Consider the following 19,944-nt stretch of genomic DNA (forward strand, 5'->3'; position numbering starts at 1 on the left):
AGGACCTTCCATGGCCCATACGATTGTAACGGATGCTGGCTTTGCGGCTGATGACTGGACCGTGCACGCCGTGCTTTTGGCCGATGGTCTGCCCGCAAACGCCACCGCTGTCGACGTCGCCCCTGCCGATGATGTCGCGACCCTCGCGGATGAGTTAACGCGGTTAACCTTTGTGCGCATCGCCTTCCCCTCCTCCGCCGACGGGCGCGGGTTTACGCTGGCCAAACGGCTGCGCGCGATGGGCTACACGGGGCGTTTGCGCGCCGCAGGTCACGTGCTTGCCGACCAATACGCCATGGCCCGGCGGGCAGGTTTTGACGAAGTCGAAATCGATGAAAGCCTCGCCGCACGCCAGTCCGAAGACCAATGGCTGGCCCGCGCCAATTGGCGCGCCCATGACTACCAGGCGCGGCTGCGCAACGCCGCCGCGTAACTGGCCTTTCCCTGATCCAGATCAACGACTACTCTCAAGGAGCAGGCGCAAAATGCGCCTGAACAAGATGACCGAGCAGAGACCCGTGACCCACACAGATGCCGCGCCTGTAAAGGCTGTCCCCACCCTTCCCGATGCGCAAACCGTGACGGAGGTGAAGCATTACACCGACCGCCTGTTCAGCTTCCGCTGCACGCGGCCCGCGTCCTTACGGTTCCGCTCGGGCGAGTTCGTGATGATCGGCCTGATGGGCGAGCCGCACCCCGAAACCGGCAAGCAAAAGCCGCTTTTGCGGGCCTATTCCATCGCTTCGCCGTCCTGGGATGAAGAGTTGGAGTTCTACTCCATCAAGGTGCCCGACGGGCCCCTGACCTCACGCCTGCAACACATCCAGCCGGGCGAGCAGATCATTCTGCGCCCCAAACCCGTCGGCACGCTGGTCCATGACGCGCTGATCCCGGGCAAACGGATTTGGTTCTTCGCAACCGGCACCGGATTTGCGCCCTTCGCGAGTCTCCTCCGGGAGCCGCAGACCTATGAGGATTACGACGAGATCATCATTACCCACACCTGCCGTGAGGTCGGCGAGCTGACCTATGGCCGCGACCTGATCGAGGCGTTGCAGCACGATGAATTGCTGAATGAAGTGATCGGCGAAGGGTTTTGGAAGAAGATCAAATACTACCCCACCACGACCCGCGAAGAGAGCCCGAAGATGGGCCGCATCACCGACCTGATGCGCAGCGGAGAGGCCTTTGCGGACCTTGGCGTGCCGCCGCTCAACCCGGAAACGGACCGCGCGATGATCTGCGGCAACCTGGCCTTCAACCTGGAGCTGAAAGACATGTTCGAGGAATATGGTCTGGAGGAAGGGGCGAATTCCAAGCCCGCCCACTACGTCGTCGAAAAGGCGTTCCTGGATTAAAGAATCACTTTAACGTCGCCCTTCAGGGTACTGCCACACAAAGAAAAACCCCCGCTGCATCAGCGGGGGTTTCTTCGTTTCAACCGGTGGCGTTTGGCTTATTCGAGGCCAAGCGCCGCGCGGGCCGCTTCCAGGGCGGAGCCCAGAAGCTCGGGGTTTTCACGGGCACCCTCAAGCGCCGAGGTCACGGCCAGCCGGACCGGTGCCGAGATGTCGGCAGCCTCAACCGCTTCCAGGGCGGCGTCCATGTCGAACCCTTCGGTGGAGAAGATGTCAGACAGGCTCGGGGCCTCTGCCGCGACTTCCTCGGTGCCTTCGACGGCGGCCTCTGCGGCCTCTTCGACGGCTTCCTCGGTCGCCTCACCGGCGGCCTCAGTGGCTTCGCCCGCGGCTTCTACGGCTTCCTCAGCGGTGGCTTCAACGGCTTCGGCTGCCTCTTCCACGGCGGCTTCGGCTTCCGCGGCGGCCTCGGCGGCTTCTGCTTCAAGGGCAGCGGCGGCTTCGGCGGCCTCTGCTTCGGCGGCTGCAGCAGCTTCCGCGGCTTCGGCTTCCGCAGCGGCAGCGGCTTCCGCGGCTGCGGCCTCGGCGGCGGCAGCTTCGGCTTCGGCAGCAGCGGCCGCTTCTTCAGCAGCGGCAGCAGCCTCGGCGGCCTCAGCCTCGGCTGCGGCAGCGGCCTCCTCAGCGGCTTCCTCGGCAGCGCCAGTCACTTCCTCAACGGCCTCTTCAACCGCTTCGGCAGCACCTTCGACAGCATCGCCCGCCGCCTCAACCGCATCATCGGCGGCTTCGCCAACGGCCTCGACCGCTTCTTCAACCGACGGCGCGCCGCCTTGGGTCAGAAAGTAGCCGCCCACACCGAGGGCTGCGAGAATCACGATAATAATAAGAGCACGGCTCATGTCAGTTCCCCACTGGGTCATTCATAAATAACGCCCCGCGCATACCGCGCACGCCCGCTTCGCGCAATGGCACAGTTGCCGGTTCATTCCCCCTAAACCCGGTTTGGGCCGTTATCCGCCTTGAAGAAGGCGCCTGCGAAGGATACCTTTGCGCATCGACTTGAAGGCTACAAAAGGACCAACGCCATAGCCCGCAGACCCCATAACGCGCCGCCGCAACGAGATACCGGCCCTCGCGTGAACGACCAAATCCGCTCTGACACTGTTCGCCTGATTGGCGCCGAAGGTGAAAACCTTGGCGTGGTGACACCGGACCGCGCCATGGATCTGGCCGCCGACGCCGATCTGGATCTTGTGGAGATTTCTCCGAACGCCGATCCGCCCGTGTGCAAGATCATGGATTTCGGCAAGTACAAATACGAGACCCAGAAGCGCGAGGCCGAGGCCCGCAAGAAGCAAAAGACCATCGAGATCAAGGAAGTGAAGATGCGTCCGGGCACGGACGACCACGACTTCAATCGCAAGGTCACGGACGCCAAGAAATTCCTGGAAAACGGCGACAAGGTCAAAGTGACCCTGCGGTTCCGGGGCCGTGAAATGGCGCACCAGAACCTGGGCCGTGAGATGCTGGAAAAGGTCGTCGATGAGATCGAGGGCATTGGCAAGATCGAGTCCATGCCCCGCATGGAAGGCCGCCAGATGGTCATGATGATCAACCCGGTCAGCAAGTAAACCTGCTTGGGCCTGCGCCGGATGCGGCGCGGGTCCATCGCTCCAACGGAAGGAAGGGCGCCATGATGAAGACTGTAATCACTGCCCTGACCCTGTCGCTTCTCGCCACGCCGGTCGTCGCCATCGATTTGGAGTTCACCGGCGACATCAGCATGGGCCTCGTCGGCACGTCTTCGGGCGGCGAAAGCGGGGTCTCGCCTTTTGTCGGTGTCGACGCCGAGGCGACGATTTCGTTCGAGCTTGGCGACGCTTTGACCGTCGGGATCGTTCTGCCCCTCGACGGCGAAATCGTGGACGATGGCGTTCTGCCGGGGCACCGTTAGGGTTCAAGTTCCCGCGCCGGGTTGCCAACGACCCGCGCCCCCGCCGCCACATCCCGCGTCACCACCGCCCCCGCGCCGATGATCGCGGCGTCGCCCACCGTGACGCCCGGCAGCAAGATCGCCCCGCCCCCGATCCAGACATCGTCGCCCAAGCTCACAGGCAAGGCGCGCTCGATCCCTTCCCGACGCAACGCCACGTCGCGGTGATGGTCCGCGCAATAGATCTGCACCCCGGGCCCGATCATGCAGCGGTCGCCGATCCGAACCGGGGCTGAGTCGAGGATGACGCAGCCCGTGTTGAGGTAGACGTGATCCCCCAGGTGGATGTTGATCCCGTAAGAGCAGTGAAACGGCGCTTCGATCAACGCGCCCTCCCCCACGGTCCCAAAGAGGCATGCCAGCGCCGGTGAGATTGCCGCAAGATCTTGCGGTGGCGCGGTGCGATGCTGGTAGCAGGCTGCGCGCGCGGCATTGCGCAGCGCCCCAAGTTCTGGGTCGAGGCAGGAATACCACTCCCCCGCATCCATTTTCTCGCGCTCTGACATCTCATATCCCCATGAAAAAGGCCGCCAAGACCCATGCCCTGGCGACCTGGTAACGCTGTTAACCGTTTCAGGCGGCAGCGGCCACCGCGCGGCCAGTCAGGACCTTGGCCAGATGGGCGCGATACTCGGCCGAGCCGTGCAGATCGGCGATCATGTCGCCCGCCGGCACCGCAAGGCCCGCCACTGCATCGGCGGAGAAATCCGCGCTCAACGCAGCCTCTGCCTCGGCCCAGCGGAACACACCATCGGACGACGCGCCCGTGACCGCCACGCGCACCCCGTCGGCGAACTTGGCGACAAACACGCCGACCAGCGCGAAGCGGGACGCGGGCTGCACAAACTTCTGGTAGTTCGACACCTCCGGCACCGGGAAGCGCACCTCGGTGATGATCTCTCCGTCCTCCAGTGCCGTGGTGAACATGCCCTGGAAGTAGTCATCCGCCGCAATCTCGCGCGTGTTGGTCACGATGGTCGCGTTCGACGCCAGCGCCGCCGCCGGATAACAGGCCGAGGGGTCGTTGTTGGCAAGCGAGCCGCCGATTGTACCGCGCGTGCGCACCGCCGGATCGCCGATCCGGTTGGCCAGTGCCGCAAGGCCCGGGTAGCGCCCGTCTGCGGCAACCGCCGCGTGGGGTGTCGCCCCGCCAACGCAGACGCGCCCGTCATCATCGCTGCAGATCCCGACCATCTCGGCAATGCCATTGAGGCTGACCAGCGTCTCCGCCTGGGACAGCCGCTGCTTCATGGTGGGGAGCAGAGTTTGCCCCCCACCCAGCGCTTGCGCCTCCTCCTGCGCGAGCGCTGATACCGCATCGGCAATGCTGCCGGGTTTCACAAATTCGAAATTATACATTCCGTCTCCTTCCGAAGCGCTTTCGCGCTCCTTCATCTTGCCAAATACAACTCAATCCTGGCGTCTGCACCGCGCGCAAACGCCGGATCATCCTATCCCTGCATCGCCTGCCACACGCGCGAGGGCGTCAGCGGCATGTCAATATGGGTCACGCCCGTATGGCCCGCCCGTTGCATCGCATCGATCACCGCGTTGACCACCGCCGGCGGTGAGCCAATCGCGCCTGCCTCGCCGCAGCCCTTCACCCCCAGGGGGTTATGGGTACACGGCGTCGCACAGGAATGATCCACCGCGATCATCGGCACATCATCGGCGCGCGGCATCGCGTATTCCATGTAGGAGCCGCTCAGCAGCTGACCGTCGGCGTCATAGGACGTCTGTTCGATCATCGCCTGCCCGATGCCTTGCACCACGCCGCCGTGGACCTGGCCTTCAACCACCATCGGGTTCATCACATTGCCGAAGTCATCGGCGCAGGTGAAGTTGAGGATGTCGACGACCCCGGTCTCGGGGTCCACCTCCACCTCACACAGATAAGCGCCTGCGGGATAGGTGAAGTTGTTGGGGTCATAAAACGCCGTCTCCTCCAGGCCCGGCTCCAGCGTTTCCAGCGGGTAGTTGTGGGGCACATAGGCCGAGAACGCGACCTCGCCGAAGGATTTCGCCTTGTCGGTGCCCGCCACGGTGAAACTGCCATCCTCGAACGTGATGTCGCCCTCGGCGGCCTCCAGCATATGGGCGGCGATCTTTTTGCCCTTGGCGATCACCTTATCCAAAGCGATATCCATGGCTGAGCCGCAGACAGCCAGCGACCGAGAGCCATAAGATCCCATCCCGAACGGGATTTTCGACGTGTCGCCGTGGACAATGTCCACGCTTTCTTCCGGCACGCCCAGCTTTTCGGCGACCACCTGGGCAAAAACCGTCTCATGCCCCTGCCCGTGGGAATGCGCGCCGACCATGACGCTGATCGTGCCCGTGGCACTCACCCGCACAGTAGCGGCGTCATAAAGACCCACGCGCGCGCCGAGTTGTCCCACCAGATGCGACGGTGCGATGCCGCAGGCCTCGATCCAGGTGCTGAGGCCCATGCCGCGCAACTTGCCGCGCGCGGCACTTTCAGCCACCCGCGCCTCGAACCCGGCGTAATCGGCCATATCAAGGGATTTATCCAACGTGGCCAGATAGTTACCCGTATCGTACTGCAAGGCCACGGGCGTGGTGTAGGGGAACATATCCTGCGTGATCAGGTTCTTGCGCCGCACCTCAACGGGGTCGAGGTTCAACTCGCGCGCCATCATGTCGACAGCCCGTTCGATGGAATATGTCGCCTCGGGCCGTCCCGCGCCGCGATAGGCATCGACGGGGGCCGTGTTGGTGAAGACCGCCTTCAGGTTCACATAGACATGGGGCACCTTGTAGGGCCCGGCCATCAGCGTGCCATGGAGGAACGTGGGCGTCGCGGTCGAGAAGTTCGACAGATACGCGCCGACATTGGCCATGGTATTGGTGCGAATGGCGAGGATTTCGCCCTCCAGCGTCGCGCCCACTTCGATGGTCGTAACGTGATCACGGCCATGGGCGTCGGACAGGAAGCTTTCCGAGCGTTCCGCCGTCCAGCGCACCGGGCGGCGCAGCTTTTTGGCGGCGGCCAGAACCAGCGCCTCTTCGCCGTAGTGGTAGATCTTGGAGCCGAAGCCGCCGCCCACATCAGGTGCAACGACCGTCAACTTGTGCTCGGGGATGCCCATCACGAAGGCGCAGACCAGCAATTTGGTCAGATGCGGGTTCTGGCTGGTGGTGGTCAGCTTGTACTCATCACCCGCCGGGAAATACTCACCGATGGAGGCCCGAGGTTCCATCGCGTTCGGGACCAGACGGTTGTTGACCAGCTCCAGCGTCGTCACATGCGGCGCGGCTTTCATCGCGGCGTCCACCGCCTCGCGATTGTCCTCGATCCAGCCCCAATCAAAACACTCGTTATCGGGGATCTCGTCATGGACCCGGTTGTCGGAATTGGCGAGCGCGTCGGCCATATCGATGATGGCGGGCAGCTCTTCAATCTCGGTCGCGGCGGCCACCGCCTCGGCTGCGTCTTTCGCCTGACCATAGGTCTCTGCGATCACGGCGGCATAGGCGTCGCCCACATGGCGCACCTTGCCGTGGGCCAACACGGGGCGCTTGGGCTCGCGCATCGGCTCGCCATTGCGCGAGTTGATCAGCCAGCCCGCCGGGTTGCCGCCTACTTCGGCGAAGTCTTCGCCGGTGAACACGGCCAGAACGCCGGGCATCTTCATCACGGCGCTGGTGTCAATCGATACGATCCGGCCGTGGGCCACGGTCGAGCGGACCATGACGGCATGGGCCTGGCCCTGCATCGCCAAATCGTCGGTGTATTGCCCTGCGCCGGTCAGAAACCGCACATCCTCACGCCGTTTGCTGCTGGCGCCTATCCCTGAATCTTTGGGCATATCGTCCTCCCTTTTCGTCCCCCGCCGCTCACCACCATAGGGAGCTGGTCCGGGTCGATGCGGCGCCTCCCGCCCCATCTTTGTCCTTCAAATCTGCACATCCCGCGCCTGCCTTCCCGGGCAGACGCCGGACATCACTCTGCCGCCATCGGCGCCACGTCCTGGCCAGAGGCCGCCATGATCGCCTTGACGATGTTGTGGTAGCCGGTGCAGCGGCAGATATTGCCTTCCAGGTACTCGCGCACCTCAGCCTCCGTGGGCTTTGGGTTGTCCTTCAAAAGGGCCGCCGCCGACATCACCATGCCTGGCGTGCAGAACCCGCATTGAAGCCCGTGGTGGTCCTGGAACGCCTGTTGGATCACACCCAGCGAGCCGTCCGCGTTGGCCATGCCCTCGATCGTCTTGACCTCGGCACCTTCCAGATCCAGCGCAAGCGCGGTGCAGCTTTTCACCGCTTCGCCGTTCACATGCACCACGCAGGCGCCGCATTGGCTGGTGTCGCACCCGATATGCGTGCCTGTCAGTCGCTGGCCTTCCCGCAAGAAATCGCTCAGCAACGTGCGCCCTTCAACGTCCCCGGAAACGGATTTTCCGTTCACCGTCATCGTTACCTGGGTCATGAATTCCTCCCTTGGTGATTTTCTCCATCCAAGCACGGATCGCGGGATTCACAAACCCCAAGATTGCGTGAAAACGCCGCAATCGGCATTGTCTCGCATGCTGCACGCGCAGCATTTTATGCCACCTTTCCAAAGGCCTGCCCTGCCCGGCCCGGGCGCGCCGCTACCCTTCGCGCGGGCGCGGACGGCTTGGGATCTCTTTCAATAAGCCCCCCACCCCCATGGCCGGAATATCGATATCTTCCGGCGCGATGCCGCAGATCACCCGCTCCAGCACCCAATCGGCCCCGTTCAGCGCGGGCGAGCGGGCGCAGCCCGGCAGACCGATCACCACCTTGTCCCCTAACCGCCCGGTGAAAAGCAGGTTTCCCGGATCGACCGGCATGCCGTAGTGCAGAACCTGCCCGCCGGATACCCGCACGGCCTCGGGCGCCGTGTCGGCCAGATCCGAGGTGGCCGAGCCTGTTAGGATCAACACCAGATCGCCCGGCGCCGCGCAGATAGCGTCGGCCAGCGCGTCCACCTCGTGGGGGACGATCACCCGTTCGCTCAAGGAAACGCCGAGCCGATCAAGCCGCCCCTTGACCGAGGCCCTTCCCTTCTCAGACGCCACCTTGCCCTCCCCAACATGACTTTCGATCAAAGTGGCGGAGCGGGTCTTGGCGCCAAGCAACCGCACCGCCCCCTTGCCCAGTGCACAGGCCCGCGCCACGTCGTCTTCGCGCGCGGCAAAGGGAATGATCTTCACCGTCACCGCAAGGCCGCGCGCCTCCAGCCGCGCCCATTCCGCGACGGTTGCCACGGTGATCGCGGGGTTAACGCGGTTAACCTTTTCGATGGCCTGGGCGTCCACTTCCACGATCCCGGGCGCGGCGGCCCGCAGATTGACCCGGCCCGTCGCGGCGGCATCGGCCAGCAGGCCTGGCCCCAGCAGCGCCTCTGCGATCCGCGCCGCCGCCGCATCCTCATGGACGTCGCCGGGTTCCAGCCGAGCCACCACGACCTCCGTGGCGCCCGCATCGATCAGATCCGCAATATGCGCCGCACCAAGCTGGGTTCCCTTCGGGATCCGCCCACCCGCGATGCGCGCCGAGTGTCCCAGGATCGCGCCCTTGGCCTCAGACACTGGAACCAGTCCGAATTTCATCCCTGCCTCAGGACCTGCGTGACCTGAGCCATGATCGAGACGGCAATTTCGCCCGGGCCCCGGGACCCGATGTTCAACCCGACCGGCCCGTGAATGCGCCCGATCTCGGCCTCATCAAACCCCGCCTCCTGTAACCGTACCACGCGTTTGCCGTGTGTTCGCTTGGATCCCAGACACCCAAGATAGAACACGTCCGAGCGCAGGGCCCGTTCAATCGCCGGGTCGTCCAGCTTGGGATCATGGGTCAGGGTCACAACGCAGGTCCGCGAATCCAGCCCGAGCGCATCCAGCGCCTCATCCGGCCAATCCTCGACAATGCGTTCGCCCGGAAACCGGGCCGCCGCCGCGAATGCGGGCCTAGGGTCCACGATCACCGGGTCATATCCCGCCATCCGCGCCATCGGCACCAGCGCTTGCGCCACATGCACCGCGCCCACGACGATCATCCGAAGGGGCGGGTTGTGGATGTGTACGAAGACATCGCCCTCCATCCCCGATTGATCCGCCCGAAACCGCGCGCCGTACTCTCCGGGGCGCGAGATCACCCGCTCTCCGGTTTCCACATTCACACAATAAGCCACGGGCTCGCGCGCCGCCCGCGCGGACACGACCTCGTCCAACAGTTCACCCATCGCAGCGACCGGCTCGACCCACACACGGATGCGCCCGCCGCACGCCAGCCCGACGGCAAAGGCTTCGTCGTCGGAAACGCCAAACTCCAGCATCCGGCCCGTGTCGTCGTCGCCCATCTCCATCGCTTCAAGAACCACCGCGCCCTCGACACACCCGCCGGAAACGGAGCCTGCCATCTCGCCATCGCCTGCCACCACCAGCTGCGCGCCGACACCCCTCGGGGCCGAGCCCCAGGTCTCTACCACCGTCGCCAGAACCGCGCCGCGCCCGCCCCTTGCAAGACTAGCCCGGTGCCACGCCAACGCCCGTTCCGGCATCTGCTCCAGATCATCCATGACAACGCCTCCCACCACACAGCCTAGCGCCCCGCCCGAGACGCGCAACCGCTCGTTCCCCGTTCTAAAAATATCCCGGGGAAGCGATCTTTTTCCTTGGAAAAAGACGCAGGGGCAGAGCCCCTTCAACGCTCACCCCTCGCGCAACGCCGCCATCAATCGCGCCTTTTCACCCGGGTCATCGGGCCGCGCCACGGCCTCGGCCAAGCCCGCCAGAGCCGCAATGTTGTGCCCTGCCCTAAATGAGCTGACGTAGGGCAACATCGCGCGAATGCCCGCCGCTTTGGGCGCAAAGCCGTCCCATCGCAGCAGCGGATTGACCCAGATGACCCGGCGCGAGGACAGTGCCAGCCGCTCCATCGCCGCCGCCAGCCGTTCCGGCTCGTCCCGGTCCAGGCCGTCGGTGATCAATAGCACCACCGCGCCCCGCCCCAGTACGCGGCGGCTCCACGCGCGGTTGAACTCTTCCAAGCAAACCCCGATGCGCGTGCCGCCTTCCCAATCCTGCGCTTCTGCGCCCGCCGCCGCCAGGGCCGCGTCGACATCGCGCGCGCCCATGTGGCGGGTGATGTTCGTCAGCCGGGTGCCGAAGGTGAAGGCATGAACCTCGGCCCACCCCGCGCCCTTCTGGTTGCTGACCGCGTGCAGGAAATGCAGCACCGCGCGGGAATAGCTGCTCATCGAGCCCGAGATATCGCACAGCGCCACCAGGGACGGCCACCGGGTGCGCCGATCCTTCCGCTCGAAAGAAACCACATCGCCGCCACGCCGCATGGCCACCCGCATCGTGCGTCGCCAATCGGCCTGGGTACCCCGGGCTGCGGCCATCGTGCGCCGGGTCATCAACGGCGGCACGGACAGCGTCATCTGGGCAATCAACCGCTTGGCCTCGGCCATCTCGGCCACGGACATCTGTTCAAAATCGAGCGTCTTCAATCGCTCTTCGCGCGACATGGTGAGGCTGGCGTCGATGTCGATCTCGGAGCCTTCCTGCTCAGATACCTCCGGCAGATCCCTCTCTACCCCGTGCAGCAGCGCCTCGGCGGCGCGTTTCTCGCCTGCCGTGGCGCGCCGTTCCTCCGCCGCACCTTGGATCGCGGGAAGCAGCATCGACATCATATGTTCCAGAAACTGCGGATCGCGCCAGTAGAGCCGGAAGACCTGATCGTAAATCGCCCGGTGCTCGGGCCGCGAGGTGAAGCAGGCGCGCAGGGTAAAATAGAACTCGGCCCGCTCGGTGAAGCCCACGGCGGCCACGGCGGCAATTGCATCGGCCACTCTGCCCGGCCCCGCGGGCAGGCCCGCCACCCGCAGGGCGCGGGCAAAATGGGTGATGTTGCGGGCAAGCTGCGGCTTATCGGGCAGCTCCAGGGGGGCGTATTCCATGCCTCAGACAGAAAACGCCCCCGGCCTTGGCGTCAAGACCGGGGGCACCCGCGCTCAAGTAGCGAAGCGGTAGCGCATAAAGAATCCCCCGCGCTCAAGTAGCGAAGCGGTAGCGCGTGAAAGACCCCCGCGCTCAAGTAGCGAAGCGGTAGCGCATAGAAACTACCCTATTCGTAGATCCACAACTCCGCCGGGTTGTTGGACGAGTTGTTGTAGGCGCCCGCCCAGATATCATACTGGCCCTGCAGCACGGGTGAGAACGTCAGGGTGGAGTTGAACGTCCCGTTGCTGTCGTCGTTGAAGAACCACTGACCGTCGGGCGTGTTGATCAACAACACGGTGTCGACCCGGTTCGAGGTCAACTGGAACGTCAACCGGTTGGTGCTCGACACGCCCTGATAGAAGAAGCGGAAGTCGGGCCGGGTGATCGTGAAGCCGCGCCAGCCGGTGCCGGGGAAGCAGTTGGTCAGCGGATAACGTCCGCCGGCCGTGATGCGTGGCACCCGGTAGCTGCCTTGGCCCGCAAACATCGTCGCCTGGCCGAAGGCCGTGCGCCCGATGGTGTAGTTGGGGCAGCCCGAGTAGCCACCGCCGCCGCCGTGCACAAAGGCGCCGGGGCTGACAGCCGTCAACCCGCCGCCGGGCACAGGTTGCGGGATGGGTTGAGGAACGGGTGTGGGCGTGGGCGTCGGTGTGGCCCCGCCCGCGTAGATCCCGGCGAAGTATCCCGCGCCAGAGCCATAGTTGGAGTTGGGGTTGGAGCAATCGTTCGCGTCGGTGCCCCAGGAGCACAGGTTCAACCCGTTGGGCTCGTCACAGTCGCCATCGTTGGCGTAGCGGCAAGAGTTTGCGGCGGGCGTCGGGGTTGGCACCGGAACCGGGACGGGCGCAGGGGCCGCATAGACCCCGGCAGAAAAGCCGGGCCCGCTGCCATAGTTGGAATTGGGGTTCGAGCAATCGACAGGGTCAGTGTTCCAGGCGCAGAGGTTCAGGCCATTGGGCTCGTCGCAATCACCGTCCCCGGCCCAGGCCGCCGGGCATGGGTTTTGAAGCCCCTGTGCAGCAGCCCCCCCGGTCCACCCGGCGACCGACAGCAAAGAGGCTACGACGGCAAGTTTTACAAATGTCACACGCATATTTCTTGTCCCTCAATCAATAGTTGTCCCAAGGATTAAGAATGCATCGCCTGCGTGTGTCAAAGAAAACGTGCGCTTCGGGCACCCGGTTCAGGCCGCGGCCAGCCCTGCTTCGATCTCTAGCAGACGGGCAATCAGGGCGGCCTCCCGCCCCGGTCCGCAGAACCCCACCAGCGCGTTGGCGCGCACGCGAATGCCCCAGACATAAACGTCATTCTGGATCTCATCGGGCTCCACCACCCGCTCAGGTCCCAGGTCAAAGCTAGGGCGCAGGGTGATCAGAATGCCGGGGTTGTCCGTCGTCTCGATGGTGAAGCCGTTATCGTGCTCCCAATCGCCGTCGAGGTGGGCCGCATACCACGCCAGCAGCGGCTCGATCATGCGCCGACTTCCGCGCGCACCTCGTCCAGAATGCGTTTCGCCTCCGACCCCTGCACCTTCTGGATGTCGTCCTGGTACTTCAAAATCGCGCCGAGCGTGTCGGCGATCACCTCGGGGCTCAGCTCGATCACATCCAGCGCCAACAGGCATTTCGCCCAATCAAGCGTTTCCGCCACGCCGGGGCGTTTGAACAGATCCTCGCCGCGCAGGCGCTGGACGAAGGCCACGACCTCGCGGCTGAGCGTTTGCGCGGCCTCGGGCACGCGGGCCGACAGGATCTCCATCTCCCGGTCGATGTCGGGGTAGTCGACCCAGTGATAGAGGCAGCGCCGCTTGAGCGCATCATGGACCTCTCGCGTGCGGTTCGAAGTCAGGATCACGACGGGCGGCACGGGCGCTTTGAACGGGCCAAGTTCAGGGATCGTGACCTGAAAGTCTGATAGCGCCTCCAGAAGGAACGCCTCAAACGGCTCATCGGTGCGGTCGATTTCGTCGATCAGCAGAACCGGCGCGCCCGCCGGCTCGGGGCGCATGGCCTGCAACAGGGGCCGCTCGATCAGGTAATCAGCCGAGAACAGCTCGGCCTGCAACTGGTCCTTGTCCGCGCCGCCGCCCGCCTCCGCCGTGCGGATCGCCACCATCTGCGCCGCGAAATTCCATTCGTAGACCGCGCTGGAAACATCCAGCCCTTCATAGCATTGCAACCGGATCAGCCGTCGGCCCAGGGCTGCGGAAATCGCCTTGGCGATCTCGGTCTTGCCGGTACCCGCCTCGCCTTCCAGAAACAGAGGCCGCCCAAGGCTCAGGGCCAGAAACACGACCGTGGCCAGGGCCCGCCCGCAGACGTAACCCTCCGCCGCCAAAGCTTTTTGCACATCATCGATGGACCCAAACGCCGCCATGTCACCTCCGCCCTTTCGCCCATCAAGGCCCTGCGGGGCGCCGGGGTCAAGCGGCAGCCGCGCCAAGTCGCCGCTCGCGGAACAATCTGTTAACCAATCGTTCATAATTGCCCACCGAAAAGCCCGGCGCGTTGCGCATCCCTGCCACAGTCTTCCCCGATACCCCCCGCCGTGGCACACTCGCCACGTGCTCCATTTGCTTTAGTTCCCGAGTTTGCTGCCATGCCTGATACCCTTACGCCCACTGATCCCCGCCACGCCTGGCTGCGCCAATTGGGCCGCATCGGCGCGGATCACGGGTTTTTCGACCGCCTCTCTGCCCGCCACATGGCGCTGTTTGTGGATGAGGGCGATACGCTGGTGCTCAGCTTTGATCGCGCGGATCGGACCTGGGACCAGGGCGACGCGGGCCTGCCCCTGGGCTTTGATTGCGTGCGGGCGCTGGAGTATTCGCTTCTGTCGATCCTGTCTTTGGGCCGGACCTGGTTTCGCGATGCCGGGGTCGAGGATCTGCTGAAGGGCCTGGCCCACGACGGGTTCTTCGAAAGCTATTCGCAGGTCTTGATCCTGGCCACCGGCCCCGATTGTGGCCACGCCGCCGCCCGCGCCAGCGCCCATGTGCCCGGTGCCCGCGTCCTGCTGGCACGCCCCGTGGCCGCCATCAGCGCCACCCACGCCCCGTTCGAGCGGCGATTCGCGCAAGATCGCCGGGCGGACCCCGACACACCGCCGCCCCTTGGCCCCGAGGCACTGCAGCAAGCCGCCTCGACAACCATCCTCTTTGATCCCACCCGCACGTCCGAGGCAGCCCAGGCCGCGCTCTTCCGTGCGCCGGGCACAACACGCATCGCCCTGCCCCATACCGGCCCCGCCCTGGACCGCGCGGTCGCGCGGGGCGAGGCACTGGTGCCAATGATGCGCAACCTGGCTGCTGGCAGCCTGACAGAACAAAACACCCGCGAGATATTGCGCCCGATCCTGCGCCGCGACCCCGGCTACCTGGCCCGGCTATCGCAGGCCGCCACAGACAGCGGCCACCCCGGGCGCGCGGCAAAGGTAACAGGCTAAAGCCCGCCCGCTTCTTCGATGAACCGCACCACGTCCGCCACGCCACGCGCCTCGCGCAGGCTTGCCATCACGTAAGGACGCGCGCCGCGGGCAACCTGCGTATCAGCCTCCAACTGCGCCAGATCCACCCCGACATGGGGCGCGAGATCGACCTTGTTGACGATCAACATGTCCGACCGCGTCAGCCCCGGCCCCTTCTTGCGCGGAATATCCTGGCCCGCCGCCGTGTCGATCACATAAATCGTCAGATCGGCCAACTCGGGCGAGAAGGTCGCCGCCAGATTGTCGCCGCCGCTTTCGATGAAAATCACATCCAGATTCGGCAGGCGCTCGCGAAACGCCGCCACCGCAGCCAGATTGATCGAGGCATCCTCGCGGATCGCCGTGTGCGGGCACCCCCCCGTCTCCACGCCCTTGATCCGCTCGGCGGGCAGGACCTGGGCGCGCAACAGAAACTCCGCGTCTTCCGAGGTGTAGATGTCGTTGGTGATCACCGCGACCGAGTAGCGTTCCGCCATCGCCCGCGCCAATTCCGCCGTCAGCGTCGTCTTGCCCGCACCCACCGGCCCGCCGATCCCGACCCTCAATGGCCCATTCACTGATCCCATAATCGCTCCGATTCACCTAAAATTGCGCGCGCTCGCGACGATGCGCGCGGCGCTCCCCCCTTCATCTTGCCCAATACAACTCAATCCCCCCTCGCCACCGGCACCTCACGTCCGAAAAATCCGCACCTCCAGCCCCTCATGCTCCATGGCGGCCAGATCGGCGCCAAATGCCGCCTGCCCGATATCGTCCAAACCGCAGGCCGCCACCTCAGGCGCGACCTCGGCCACGACCGGCTGCAACCCCGCCAGAATGCGCTGGCCTTCGGCCTGACCCAGCGGAACGAAGCGCACCGCAACTGAGACCAGGTTCCCCGCAAACCCCTGCAAATAAAGCGCCGCGACCGTCTCTGGCGCGACGCCCAAGTGTGCTGCTGCCGCGCCGAAGGCCACCGGATAGGGCCGCGCCACGCCGTCTCCCTCGCCCATGGCCCCCAACGTCGCCGCTAGGGCCGCGCCCTGATCGCGGGTCTCTTCCCAGCGCTCGCGCGACCCGGCCAAGGCGCGGGCCAAATCGCAAAGGGCCTCCAAGTCCGCGTCAGCCGCCATTGCCGCGCGCATCAAGATCGCATCCGTGCGTCCCGCGCCGCGCCTCAGTACCCCGGCGATCCAGGCGGACACCGCCTTGCCGTCCGCGACCCGTCCTGCGGTGATCTCGGCTTCCAGCCCATGGGAATAGGCGTAGGCTGATACGGGAAACGCCGGTGACAGCCATTGGCTCAGGCGCAGCAGCCCCCCTGCGTCAGCCGTCTCACTCAATGCTTGTCTCCATGGTCATGCCCGTGATTATGCCCGTGGGCATGGTCCCCCGGCCCATGGGAATGACCATGCGTGCGCCCATGCCCATACGCCCCACCCTCGGGGCGGAACGGCGCCTCTGCCGCCTCCACCTGCGCGCCAAGTTGTACCAACATATCGGCCAGAACGTGGTCTTGCCGGATCACAATATGATCGCCCGCCACCTCACAGGGCGTGTGTCGATTGCCGATGTGCCAGGCCAGCCGTACCAGATCCCCCTTGATCCGCAGGACGGGCTCGGCGGCGGCTGCCACCTCGATCAGACCGCCCTCGGCGGCCAACGCGTCGCCCGGCTCGAGCGAGACTGTCTGCGCCAGATCAACCAACACAGACCCCCCCTCCTGGGTCACCAGCCGCTTCCGACGCAGGAAGCGCCCCTCGTAATCCAACACCAGCTGCGCCACCGGCGCGCCGTTCCACTCGCCTGCGCGCAGAACCTGTCCCGCTGTTCCGTAATCCACTCTGCCCTCTCCCCCCTAACCTGTCGCTCACCTGACCTCAGACGCCGCGGCGCTTCAATCCCCGCCCCACGAAAAAGCCCCGCCAGACCACTCGGTCGGACGGGGCTTTTGCCTTGCGCAGCAGCAGGTGCCTTAAAGATAGGCACGGGCCGCATGGCGCACGAGGGTTTGGCGGGTCAACCCGCGCGCGGCCAATTGCGCATCGCTCAGATCCGAGAGATGTTCGATTTCCTGCGCGCAGGTCCGTGCCGTGGCGACGGCCTTAAAAAACGCATCGAAACGGGCCATCAGGCTTGGGCGCGGCGAGTGCGCGGCACGGGAGATATTGGTGGTGACGGCGGCCATGGTCAGATTTCCTTCAGCATGTTTTCCTGTTCACGTGCCAAACATAGGTCATAAAAGCAGACCTACCTCTGAAACCTCAACAACCCCGCCTTGCAGCGCACGCAAGGGCCAAAACCCCTGCGTTTCCAGACCCTTGCGCCAAAACGGCCGTCAGCTCGCCTCGGCGCGCACCGAGGTGTAAGTGTAGGCCGTTTCCCCTCCACTATCCGTTACGCCGACCAGAACCGCCGTGCCCAGATCCGGCACGAACATCATCGTCTCGGTGTAGGCGACCCCGCCGGTGTCCGAGACGACGACTGTCACCGGAAGCGCGGTTAACGTGCAATCACCCAGCACCCAAGGGGTCGGCTCTGCAACGCTCATCGCGCCGGTTTCCTCGATAGTCCCCGTCGCATCGGTGAACGCGTAAGACCCCTCCCACGTCAGACCCGGCGCTGGCACCGGCAGGTCCGAAAGCTTGCCCGCACGCGCCGCCGTGGCGCCCGAGTCCGGGACAACCGCCCCCGCGCCATCGATGTCCCCGTACCAGAGCAAATGGACGCCATGGGCCAATACCGACCGGCTCAACGTGCCGCCATCGACCACATAGTCGATCTCGATCCGCTCTGCATCCAGGCGGCGGTGGACCTCATCCGCGCCATCGGACCCGACAAAGCGGACACCCGCCCCGTTCAGATCCGAGGCGGTGGGACAGGCCAGCGCCGCGCTGGCGCTCAGTACATAAAGTAGCGCTGCGCCAGGGGCAGTTCTTGTGCAGGTTCGCATGTCAGGACTTCTCCGTTTGCTCTTACTTCGTAGGTTTCGGGATGGACGTGAACCTCGGGCGTGGCGTTGTTGTGGATCATGTCCGATTTCTTGACGTCGCGGGTGCCTTTGACGGCCAGCGTGTCTTTGGCCAGGCCCAGCTGAGCGCCCAGCCCCGCCGCTTGCGCCGCCTCGCTGACAAACAGCACGGCAGAGCGTTCAACAGACCGCCCGAAGGACCCGAACATGGGCCGCGAATAAACCGGCTGCGGCGTGGGGATCGAGGCATTCGGATCGCCCATCTGCGCCATGACAATCGTGCCGCCGATCAGCGACATCTCGGGCTTTACCCCAAAGAACGCAGGCGACCAGAGGCAGAGGTCGGCGCGCTTGCCCTCTTCAATGCTGCCAATCTCGCGAGACATCCCGTGCACGAGGGCCGGGTTGATCGTGTACTTCGCGATGTAGCGTTTGACGCGGACATTGTCGTTGTCGCCCGTCTCTTCGGCCAGCCGCCCGCGCTGCTTGCGCATCTTGTCGGCGGTCTGCCAGGTGCGGATGATGACCTCCCCCACGCGCCCCATGGCCTGGCTGTCGGACGCCATAACGGAGAATGCGCCCATATCGTGCAGGATATCCTCGGCCGCGATGGTCTCCTTGCGGATGCGGGATTCTGCGAACGCCACATCCTCGGGGATCGACTTATCGAGGTGGTGGCACACCATGAGCATATCCAGATGCTCCTCCAGCGTGTTCACCGTGTAGGGCATCGTGGGGTTGGTGGAGGATGGCAGGATGTTCTCATACCCGACCACCTTCATGATGTCGGGCGCATGGCCCCCGCCCGCGCCTTCGGTATGGAAGGCATGGATCGTGCGGTCGCCGATGGCATTGAGGGTGTTTTCGACGAAGCCGGATTCGTTGAGGGTGTCGGTGTGGATCATCACCTGGACGTCCAGGTCGTCGGCCACCGACAGGCAGCAATCAATCGCGCCCGGCGTCGTCCCCCAATCCTCATGCAGTTTCATCGCGCAGGCGCCCGCATTGATCATCTCGACCAGCGCCTCGGGCTGGCTGGCGTTGCCCTTGCACGAGAGCCCGAAGTTCATCGGAAACGCATCGAGGCTCTGCAGCATCCGCCCGATGTGCCACGGCCCCGGCGTACAGGTGGTCGCCAGCGTCCCATGGGCAGGCCCCGTGCCGCCGCCAAGCTGCGTGGTGATACCAGAATGCAGCGCATCCTCAATCTGCTGCGGGCAGATGAAGTGGATGTGCGCGTCAAAGCCCCCCGCGGTCAGGATCCGCCCTTCGCCCGCAATCGCCTCCGTCCCCGGCCCGATGATGATATCGACCCCGTCCTGCGTATCGGGGTTGCCCGCCTTGCCGATCTTGTGAATGCGCCCGTCCTTGAGGCCGACGTCCGCCTTGTAGATGCCGCTATGGTCCACAATCAGCGCGTTGGTGATGACGGTATCCACCGCCCCTTGCGCGCGGGTGACCTGGGATTGCCCCATCCCGTCCCGGATCACCTTGCCGCCGCCGAACTTGACCTCCTCGCCGTAAGTGGTGAGATCGCGTTCTACTTCGATGATGAGGTCCGTATCAGCGAGCCGCACGCGGTCGCCGGTGGTGGGGCCGTACATGGCGGCGTAGTCATTGCGGGGGATTTGGGTGGGCATCCGAAGCTCCTCAATCGATAGAAAAATAAGATATTGCGTTGTTTTACCGCCACGTCACGGAATGCTGACAACTATATCTTGACGTGCTGTCTCTCGCTTGCGCTACATTTAGATTCGGTAGCTGTGTTTTGTGCTTTTCCAACTTACCCACAGGTTATCCAGATTGACGGCCCTGCAGGCGCATCAGGTAATGTGTTCTTAGTTTGTTTCCCGCGATCCGAGATCGCTTCAAAATCTAAGGCAGTAACAGCATGACAGGCACCGCATTCTGGCTCCAAGCCATCGGCTACACGATTTTCCTGCTGGTCATTCTCGGCCAATACCGTGGCTGGTGGTGATGCGCTCAAACCACGCGCCACCGACGGGCCGCGGTGCGTCGAGCCAACGGAAGTTCCAACTCGATTTATGCCCGCCAAGGCAGCGCGCCGACCGAGCGGAGCGCCAAGCTCAGCCAAATCGACGTGCCGGGGGGCGGCCCGTCGATGGCGCGGCGGCTGCGCCTTGATTCCGCGCCGGATGCGTC

At 64.7% G+C, this 19,944-nt stretch carries 22 protein-coding genes; 5 read left to right on the forward strand and 17 right to left on the reverse strand.

The annotated features are described in order from the left end of the window. Positions 1-10 precede the first annotated feature (10 nt). Both AC6I9R_RS14775 and AC6I9R_RS14780 read left to right on the forward strand, forming a co-directional pair. Positions 11-433, forward strand: a complete 423-nt coding sequence (locus tag AC6I9R_RS14775; RefSeq protein WP_461426328.1) for a DUF934 domain-containing protein — start codon at positions 11-13, stop codon at positions 431-433. 67 nt (positions 434-500) lie between these two features. Then, positions 501-1,358, forward strand: a complete 858-nt coding sequence (locus AC6I9R_RS14780; protein ID WP_461426626.1) for a ferredoxin--NADP reductase — start codon at positions 501-503, stop codon at positions 1,356-1,358. 98 nt (positions 1,359-1,456) lie between these two features. Here AC6I9R_RS14780 and AC6I9R_RS14785 read toward each other — a convergent pair whose 3' ends face one another. Next, positions 1,457-2,257, reverse strand: coding sequence for a translation initiation factor 3 (locus AC6I9R_RS14785; RefSeq protein WP_461426329.1), 801 nt, complete (start codon positions 2,255-2,257; stop codon positions 1,457-1,459). Positions 2,258-2,494: 237 nt separating this feature from the next. Here AC6I9R_RS14785 and infC point away from each other — a divergent pair, with 237 nt between their 5' ends. Continuing rightward, positions 2,495-2,989, forward strand: coding sequence for a translation initiation factor IF-3 (infC, locus tag AC6I9R_RS14790; protein WP_461426330.1), 495 nt, complete (start codon positions 2,495-2,497; stop codon positions 2,987-2,989). A gap of 62 nt (positions 2,990-3,051) precedes the next feature. Further along, positions 3,052-3,312, forward strand: coding sequence for a hypothetical protein (locus AC6I9R_RS14795; protein WP_461426331.1), 261 nt, complete (start codon positions 3,052-3,054; stop codon positions 3,310-3,312). On the opposite strand, the gene AC6I9R_RS14800 is transcribed toward AC6I9R_RS14795, so the two are convergent. The 10 genes from AC6I9R_RS14800 to AC6I9R_RS14845 form a co-directional block, all read right to left on the reverse strand. Further along, positions 3,309-3,857: a sugar O-acetyltransferase gene (locus AC6I9R_RS14800; RefSeq protein ID WP_461426332.1), complete on the reverse strand. Its 549-nt coding sequence runs from the start codon at positions 3,855-3,857 to the stop codon at positions 3,309-3,311. The two genes, AC6I9R_RS14795 and AC6I9R_RS14800, sit on opposite strands and share 4 nt — an antisense overlap. Before the next feature lie 67 nt (positions 3,858-3,924). Further along, a complete protein-coding gene (locus tag AC6I9R_RS14805; RefSeq protein ID WP_461426333.1) occupies positions 3,925-4,710 on the reverse strand; it encodes an FAD binding domain-containing protein in 786 nt (261 codons plus the stop codon). A gap of 92 nt (positions 4,711-4,802) precedes the next feature. Beyond that, positions 4,803-7,181 carry a xanthine dehydrogenase family protein molybdopterin-binding subunit gene (locus AC6I9R_RS14810; RefSeq protein WP_461426334.1) on the reverse strand — a complete coding sequence of 793 codons (2,379 nt, stop codon included), beginning with the start codon at positions 7,179-7,181 and terminating at the stop codon, positions 4,803-4,805. A gap of 134 nt (positions 7,182-7,315) precedes the next feature. Beyond that, complete coding sequence (locus AC6I9R_RS14815) at positions 7,316-7,801, reverse strand: (2Fe-2S)-binding protein (RefSeq protein WP_461426335.1); 486 nt, start codon at positions 7,799-7,801, stop codon at positions 7,316-7,318. Positions 7,802-7,964: 163 nt separating this feature from the next. Continuing rightward, positions 7,965-8,948, reverse strand: coding sequence for a molybdopterin-binding protein (locus AC6I9R_RS14820; RefSeq protein WP_461426336.1), 984 nt, complete (start codon positions 8,946-8,948; stop codon positions 7,965-7,967). Continuing rightward, positions 8,945-9,916, reverse strand: a complete 972-nt coding sequence (locus AC6I9R_RS14825; protein ID WP_461426337.1) for an XdhC family protein — start codon at positions 9,914-9,916, stop codon at positions 8,945-8,947. The genes AC6I9R_RS14820 and AC6I9R_RS14825 overlap by 4 nt, the downstream gene beginning before the upstream one ends. Positions 9,917-10,048: 132 nt before the next feature. Next, positions 10,049-11,302, reverse strand: coding sequence for a vWA domain-containing protein (locus AC6I9R_RS14830; RefSeq protein ID WP_461426338.1), 1,254 nt, complete (start codon positions 11,300-11,302; stop codon positions 10,049-10,051). Between the two features lie 167 nt (positions 11,303-11,469). After that, positions 11,470-12,438 (reverse strand): hypothetical protein, encoded by a 969-nt coding sequence (locus AC6I9R_RS14835; RefSeq protein ID WP_461426339.1) that lies wholly within the window; start codon positions 12,436-12,438, stop codon positions 11,470-11,472. Positions 12,439-12,528: 90 nt separating this feature from the next. Beyond that, a complete protein-coding gene (locus AC6I9R_RS14840; protein WP_461426340.1) occupies positions 12,529-12,819 on the reverse strand; it encodes an Imm53 family immunity protein in 291 nt (96 codons plus the stop codon). Then, positions 12,816-13,721, reverse strand: a complete 906-nt coding sequence (locus AC6I9R_RS14845) for an AAA family ATPase (RefSeq protein ID WP_461426627.1) — start codon at positions 13,719-13,721, stop codon at positions 12,816-12,818. Before AC6I9R_RS14845 ends, AC6I9R_RS14840 begins: the two co-directional genes overlap by 4 nt. Before the next feature lie 222 nt (positions 13,722-13,943). Here AC6I9R_RS14845 and AC6I9R_RS14850 point away from each other — a divergent pair, with 222 nt between their 5' ends. Next, positions 13,944-14,789, forward strand: coding sequence for a hypothetical protein (locus AC6I9R_RS14850; protein ID WP_461426341.1), 846 nt, complete (start codon positions 13,944-13,946; stop codon positions 14,787-14,789). Here AC6I9R_RS14850 and ureG read toward each other — a convergent pair. From ureG to ureC, 6 genes are all read right to left on the reverse strand, one after another. Continuing rightward, entirely contained in the window at positions 14,786-15,397 is a 612-nt protein-coding gene (gene ureG / locus AC6I9R_RS14855; RefSeq protein WP_461426342.1) for an urease accessory protein UreG, read from the reverse strand. The genes AC6I9R_RS14850 and ureG overlap by 4 nt on opposite strands. A 105-nt stretch (positions 15,398-15,502) precedes the next feature. Beyond that, positions 15,503-16,153 carry an urease accessory protein UreF gene (locus tag AC6I9R_RS14860; RefSeq protein WP_461426343.1) on the reverse strand — a complete coding sequence of 217 codons (651 nt, stop codon included), beginning with the start codon at positions 16,151-16,153 and terminating at the stop codon, positions 15,503-15,505. Further along, the gene (locus tag AC6I9R_RS14865; protein ID WP_461426344.1) at positions 16,150-16,653 is read right to left on the reverse strand and encodes an urease accessory protein UreE; all 504 of its coding nucleotides are present in this window, start codon (positions 16,651-16,653) and stop codon (positions 16,150-16,152) included. The genes AC6I9R_RS14860 and AC6I9R_RS14865 overlap by 4 nt, the downstream gene beginning before the upstream one ends. Positions 16,654-16,785: 132 nt before the next feature. Further along, positions 16,786-16,998 carry a hypothetical protein gene (locus AC6I9R_RS14870; RefSeq protein WP_461426345.1) on the reverse strand — a complete coding sequence of 71 codons (213 nt, stop codon included), beginning with the start codon at positions 16,996-16,998 and terminating at the stop codon, positions 16,786-16,788. Between the two features lie 150 nt (positions 16,999-17,148). After that, on the reverse strand, positions 17,149-17,763 hold the full coding sequence (locus AC6I9R_RS14875; protein ID WP_461426346.1) for a hypothetical protein: 615 nt from the start codon (positions 17,761-17,763) through the stop codon (positions 17,149-17,151). Next, on the reverse strand, positions 17,712-19,421 hold the full coding sequence (ureC, locus tag AC6I9R_RS14880) for an urease subunit alpha (protein WP_461426347.1): 1,710 nt from the start codon (positions 19,419-19,421) through the stop codon (positions 17,712-17,714). The genes AC6I9R_RS14875 and ureC overlap by 52 nt, the downstream gene beginning before the upstream one ends. Positions 19,422-19,944: the final 523 nt, after the last annotated feature.

Source organism: Gymnodinialimonas sp., assembly GCF_059726805.1.

Bases quoted from the DNA above. Each gene is read 5' to 3' on its own strand.
- AC6I9R_RS14775 (WP_461426328.1), top strand. From the start codon at position 11: ATGGCCCATACGATTGTAACGGATGCTGGCTTTGCGGCTGATGACTGG.
- AC6I9R_RS14780 (WP_461426626.1), top strand. From the start codon at position 501: ATGACCGAGCAGAGACCCGTGACCCACACAGATGCCGCGCCTGTAAAG.
- AC6I9R_RS14785 (WP_461426329.1), bottom strand. From the start codon at position 2,257: ATGAGCCGTGCTCTTATTATTATCGTGATTCTCGCAGCCCTCGGTGTG.
- AC6I9R_RS14795 (WP_461426331.1), top strand. From the start codon at position 3,052: ATGATGAAGACTGTAATCACTGCCCTGACCCTGTCGCTTCTCGCCACG.
- AC6I9R_RS14800 (WP_461426332.1), bottom strand. From the start codon at position 3,857: ATGTCAGAGCGCGAGAAAATGGATGCGGGGGAGTGGTATTCCTGCCTC.
- AC6I9R_RS14805 (WP_461426333.1), bottom strand. From the start codon at position 4,710: ATGTATAATTTCGAATTTGTGAAACCCGGCAGCATTGCCGATGCGGTA.
- AC6I9R_RS14810 (WP_461426334.1), bottom strand. From the start codon at position 7,181: ATGCCCAAAGATTCAGGGATAGGCGCCAGCAGCAAACGGCGTGAGGAT.
- AC6I9R_RS14815 (WP_461426335.1), bottom strand. From the start codon at position 7,801: ATGACCCAGGTAACGATGACGGTGAACGGAAAATCCGTTTCCGGGGAC.
- AC6I9R_RS14820 (WP_461426336.1), bottom strand. From the start codon at position 8,948: ATGAAATTCGGACTGGTTCCAGTGTCTGAGGCCAAGGGCGCGATCCTG.
- AC6I9R_RS14825 (WP_461426337.1), bottom strand. From the start codon at position 9,916: ATGGATGATCTGGAGCAGATGCCGGAACGGGCGTTGGCGTGGCACCGG.
- AC6I9R_RS14830 (WP_461426338.1), bottom strand. From the start codon at position 11,302: ATGGAATACGCCCCCCTGGAGCTGCCCGATAAGCCGCAGCTTGCCCGC.
- AC6I9R_RS14835 (WP_461426339.1), bottom strand. From the start codon at position 12,438: ATGCGTGTGACATTTGTAAAACTTGCCGTCGTAGCCTCTTTGCTGTCG.
- AC6I9R_RS14840 (WP_461426340.1), bottom strand. From the start codon at position 12,819: ATGATCGAGCCGCTGCTGGCGTGGTATGCGGCCCACCTCGACGGCGAT.
- AC6I9R_RS14845 (WP_461426627.1), bottom strand. From the start codon at position 13,721: ATGGCGGCGTTTGGGTCCATCGATGATGTGCAAAAAGCTTTGGCGGCG.
- AC6I9R_RS14850 (WP_461426341.1), top strand. From the start codon at position 13,944: ATGCCTGATACCCTTACGCCCACTGATCCCCGCCACGCCTGGCTGCGC.
- ureG (WP_461426342.1), bottom strand. From the start codon at position 15,397: ATGGGATCAGTGAATGGGCCATTGAGGGTCGGGATCGGCGGGCCGGTG.
- AC6I9R_RS14870 (WP_461426345.1), bottom strand. From the start codon at position 16,998: ATGGCCGCCGTCACCACCAATATCTCCCGTGCCGCGCACTCGCCGCGC.
- AC6I9R_RS14875 (WP_461426346.1), bottom strand. From the start codon at position 17,763: ATGCGAACCTGCACAAGAACTGCCCCTGGCGCAGCGCTACTTTATGTA.
- ureC (WP_461426347.1), bottom strand. From the start codon at position 19,421: ATGCCCACCCAAATCCCCCGCAATGACTACGCCGCCATGTACGGCCCC.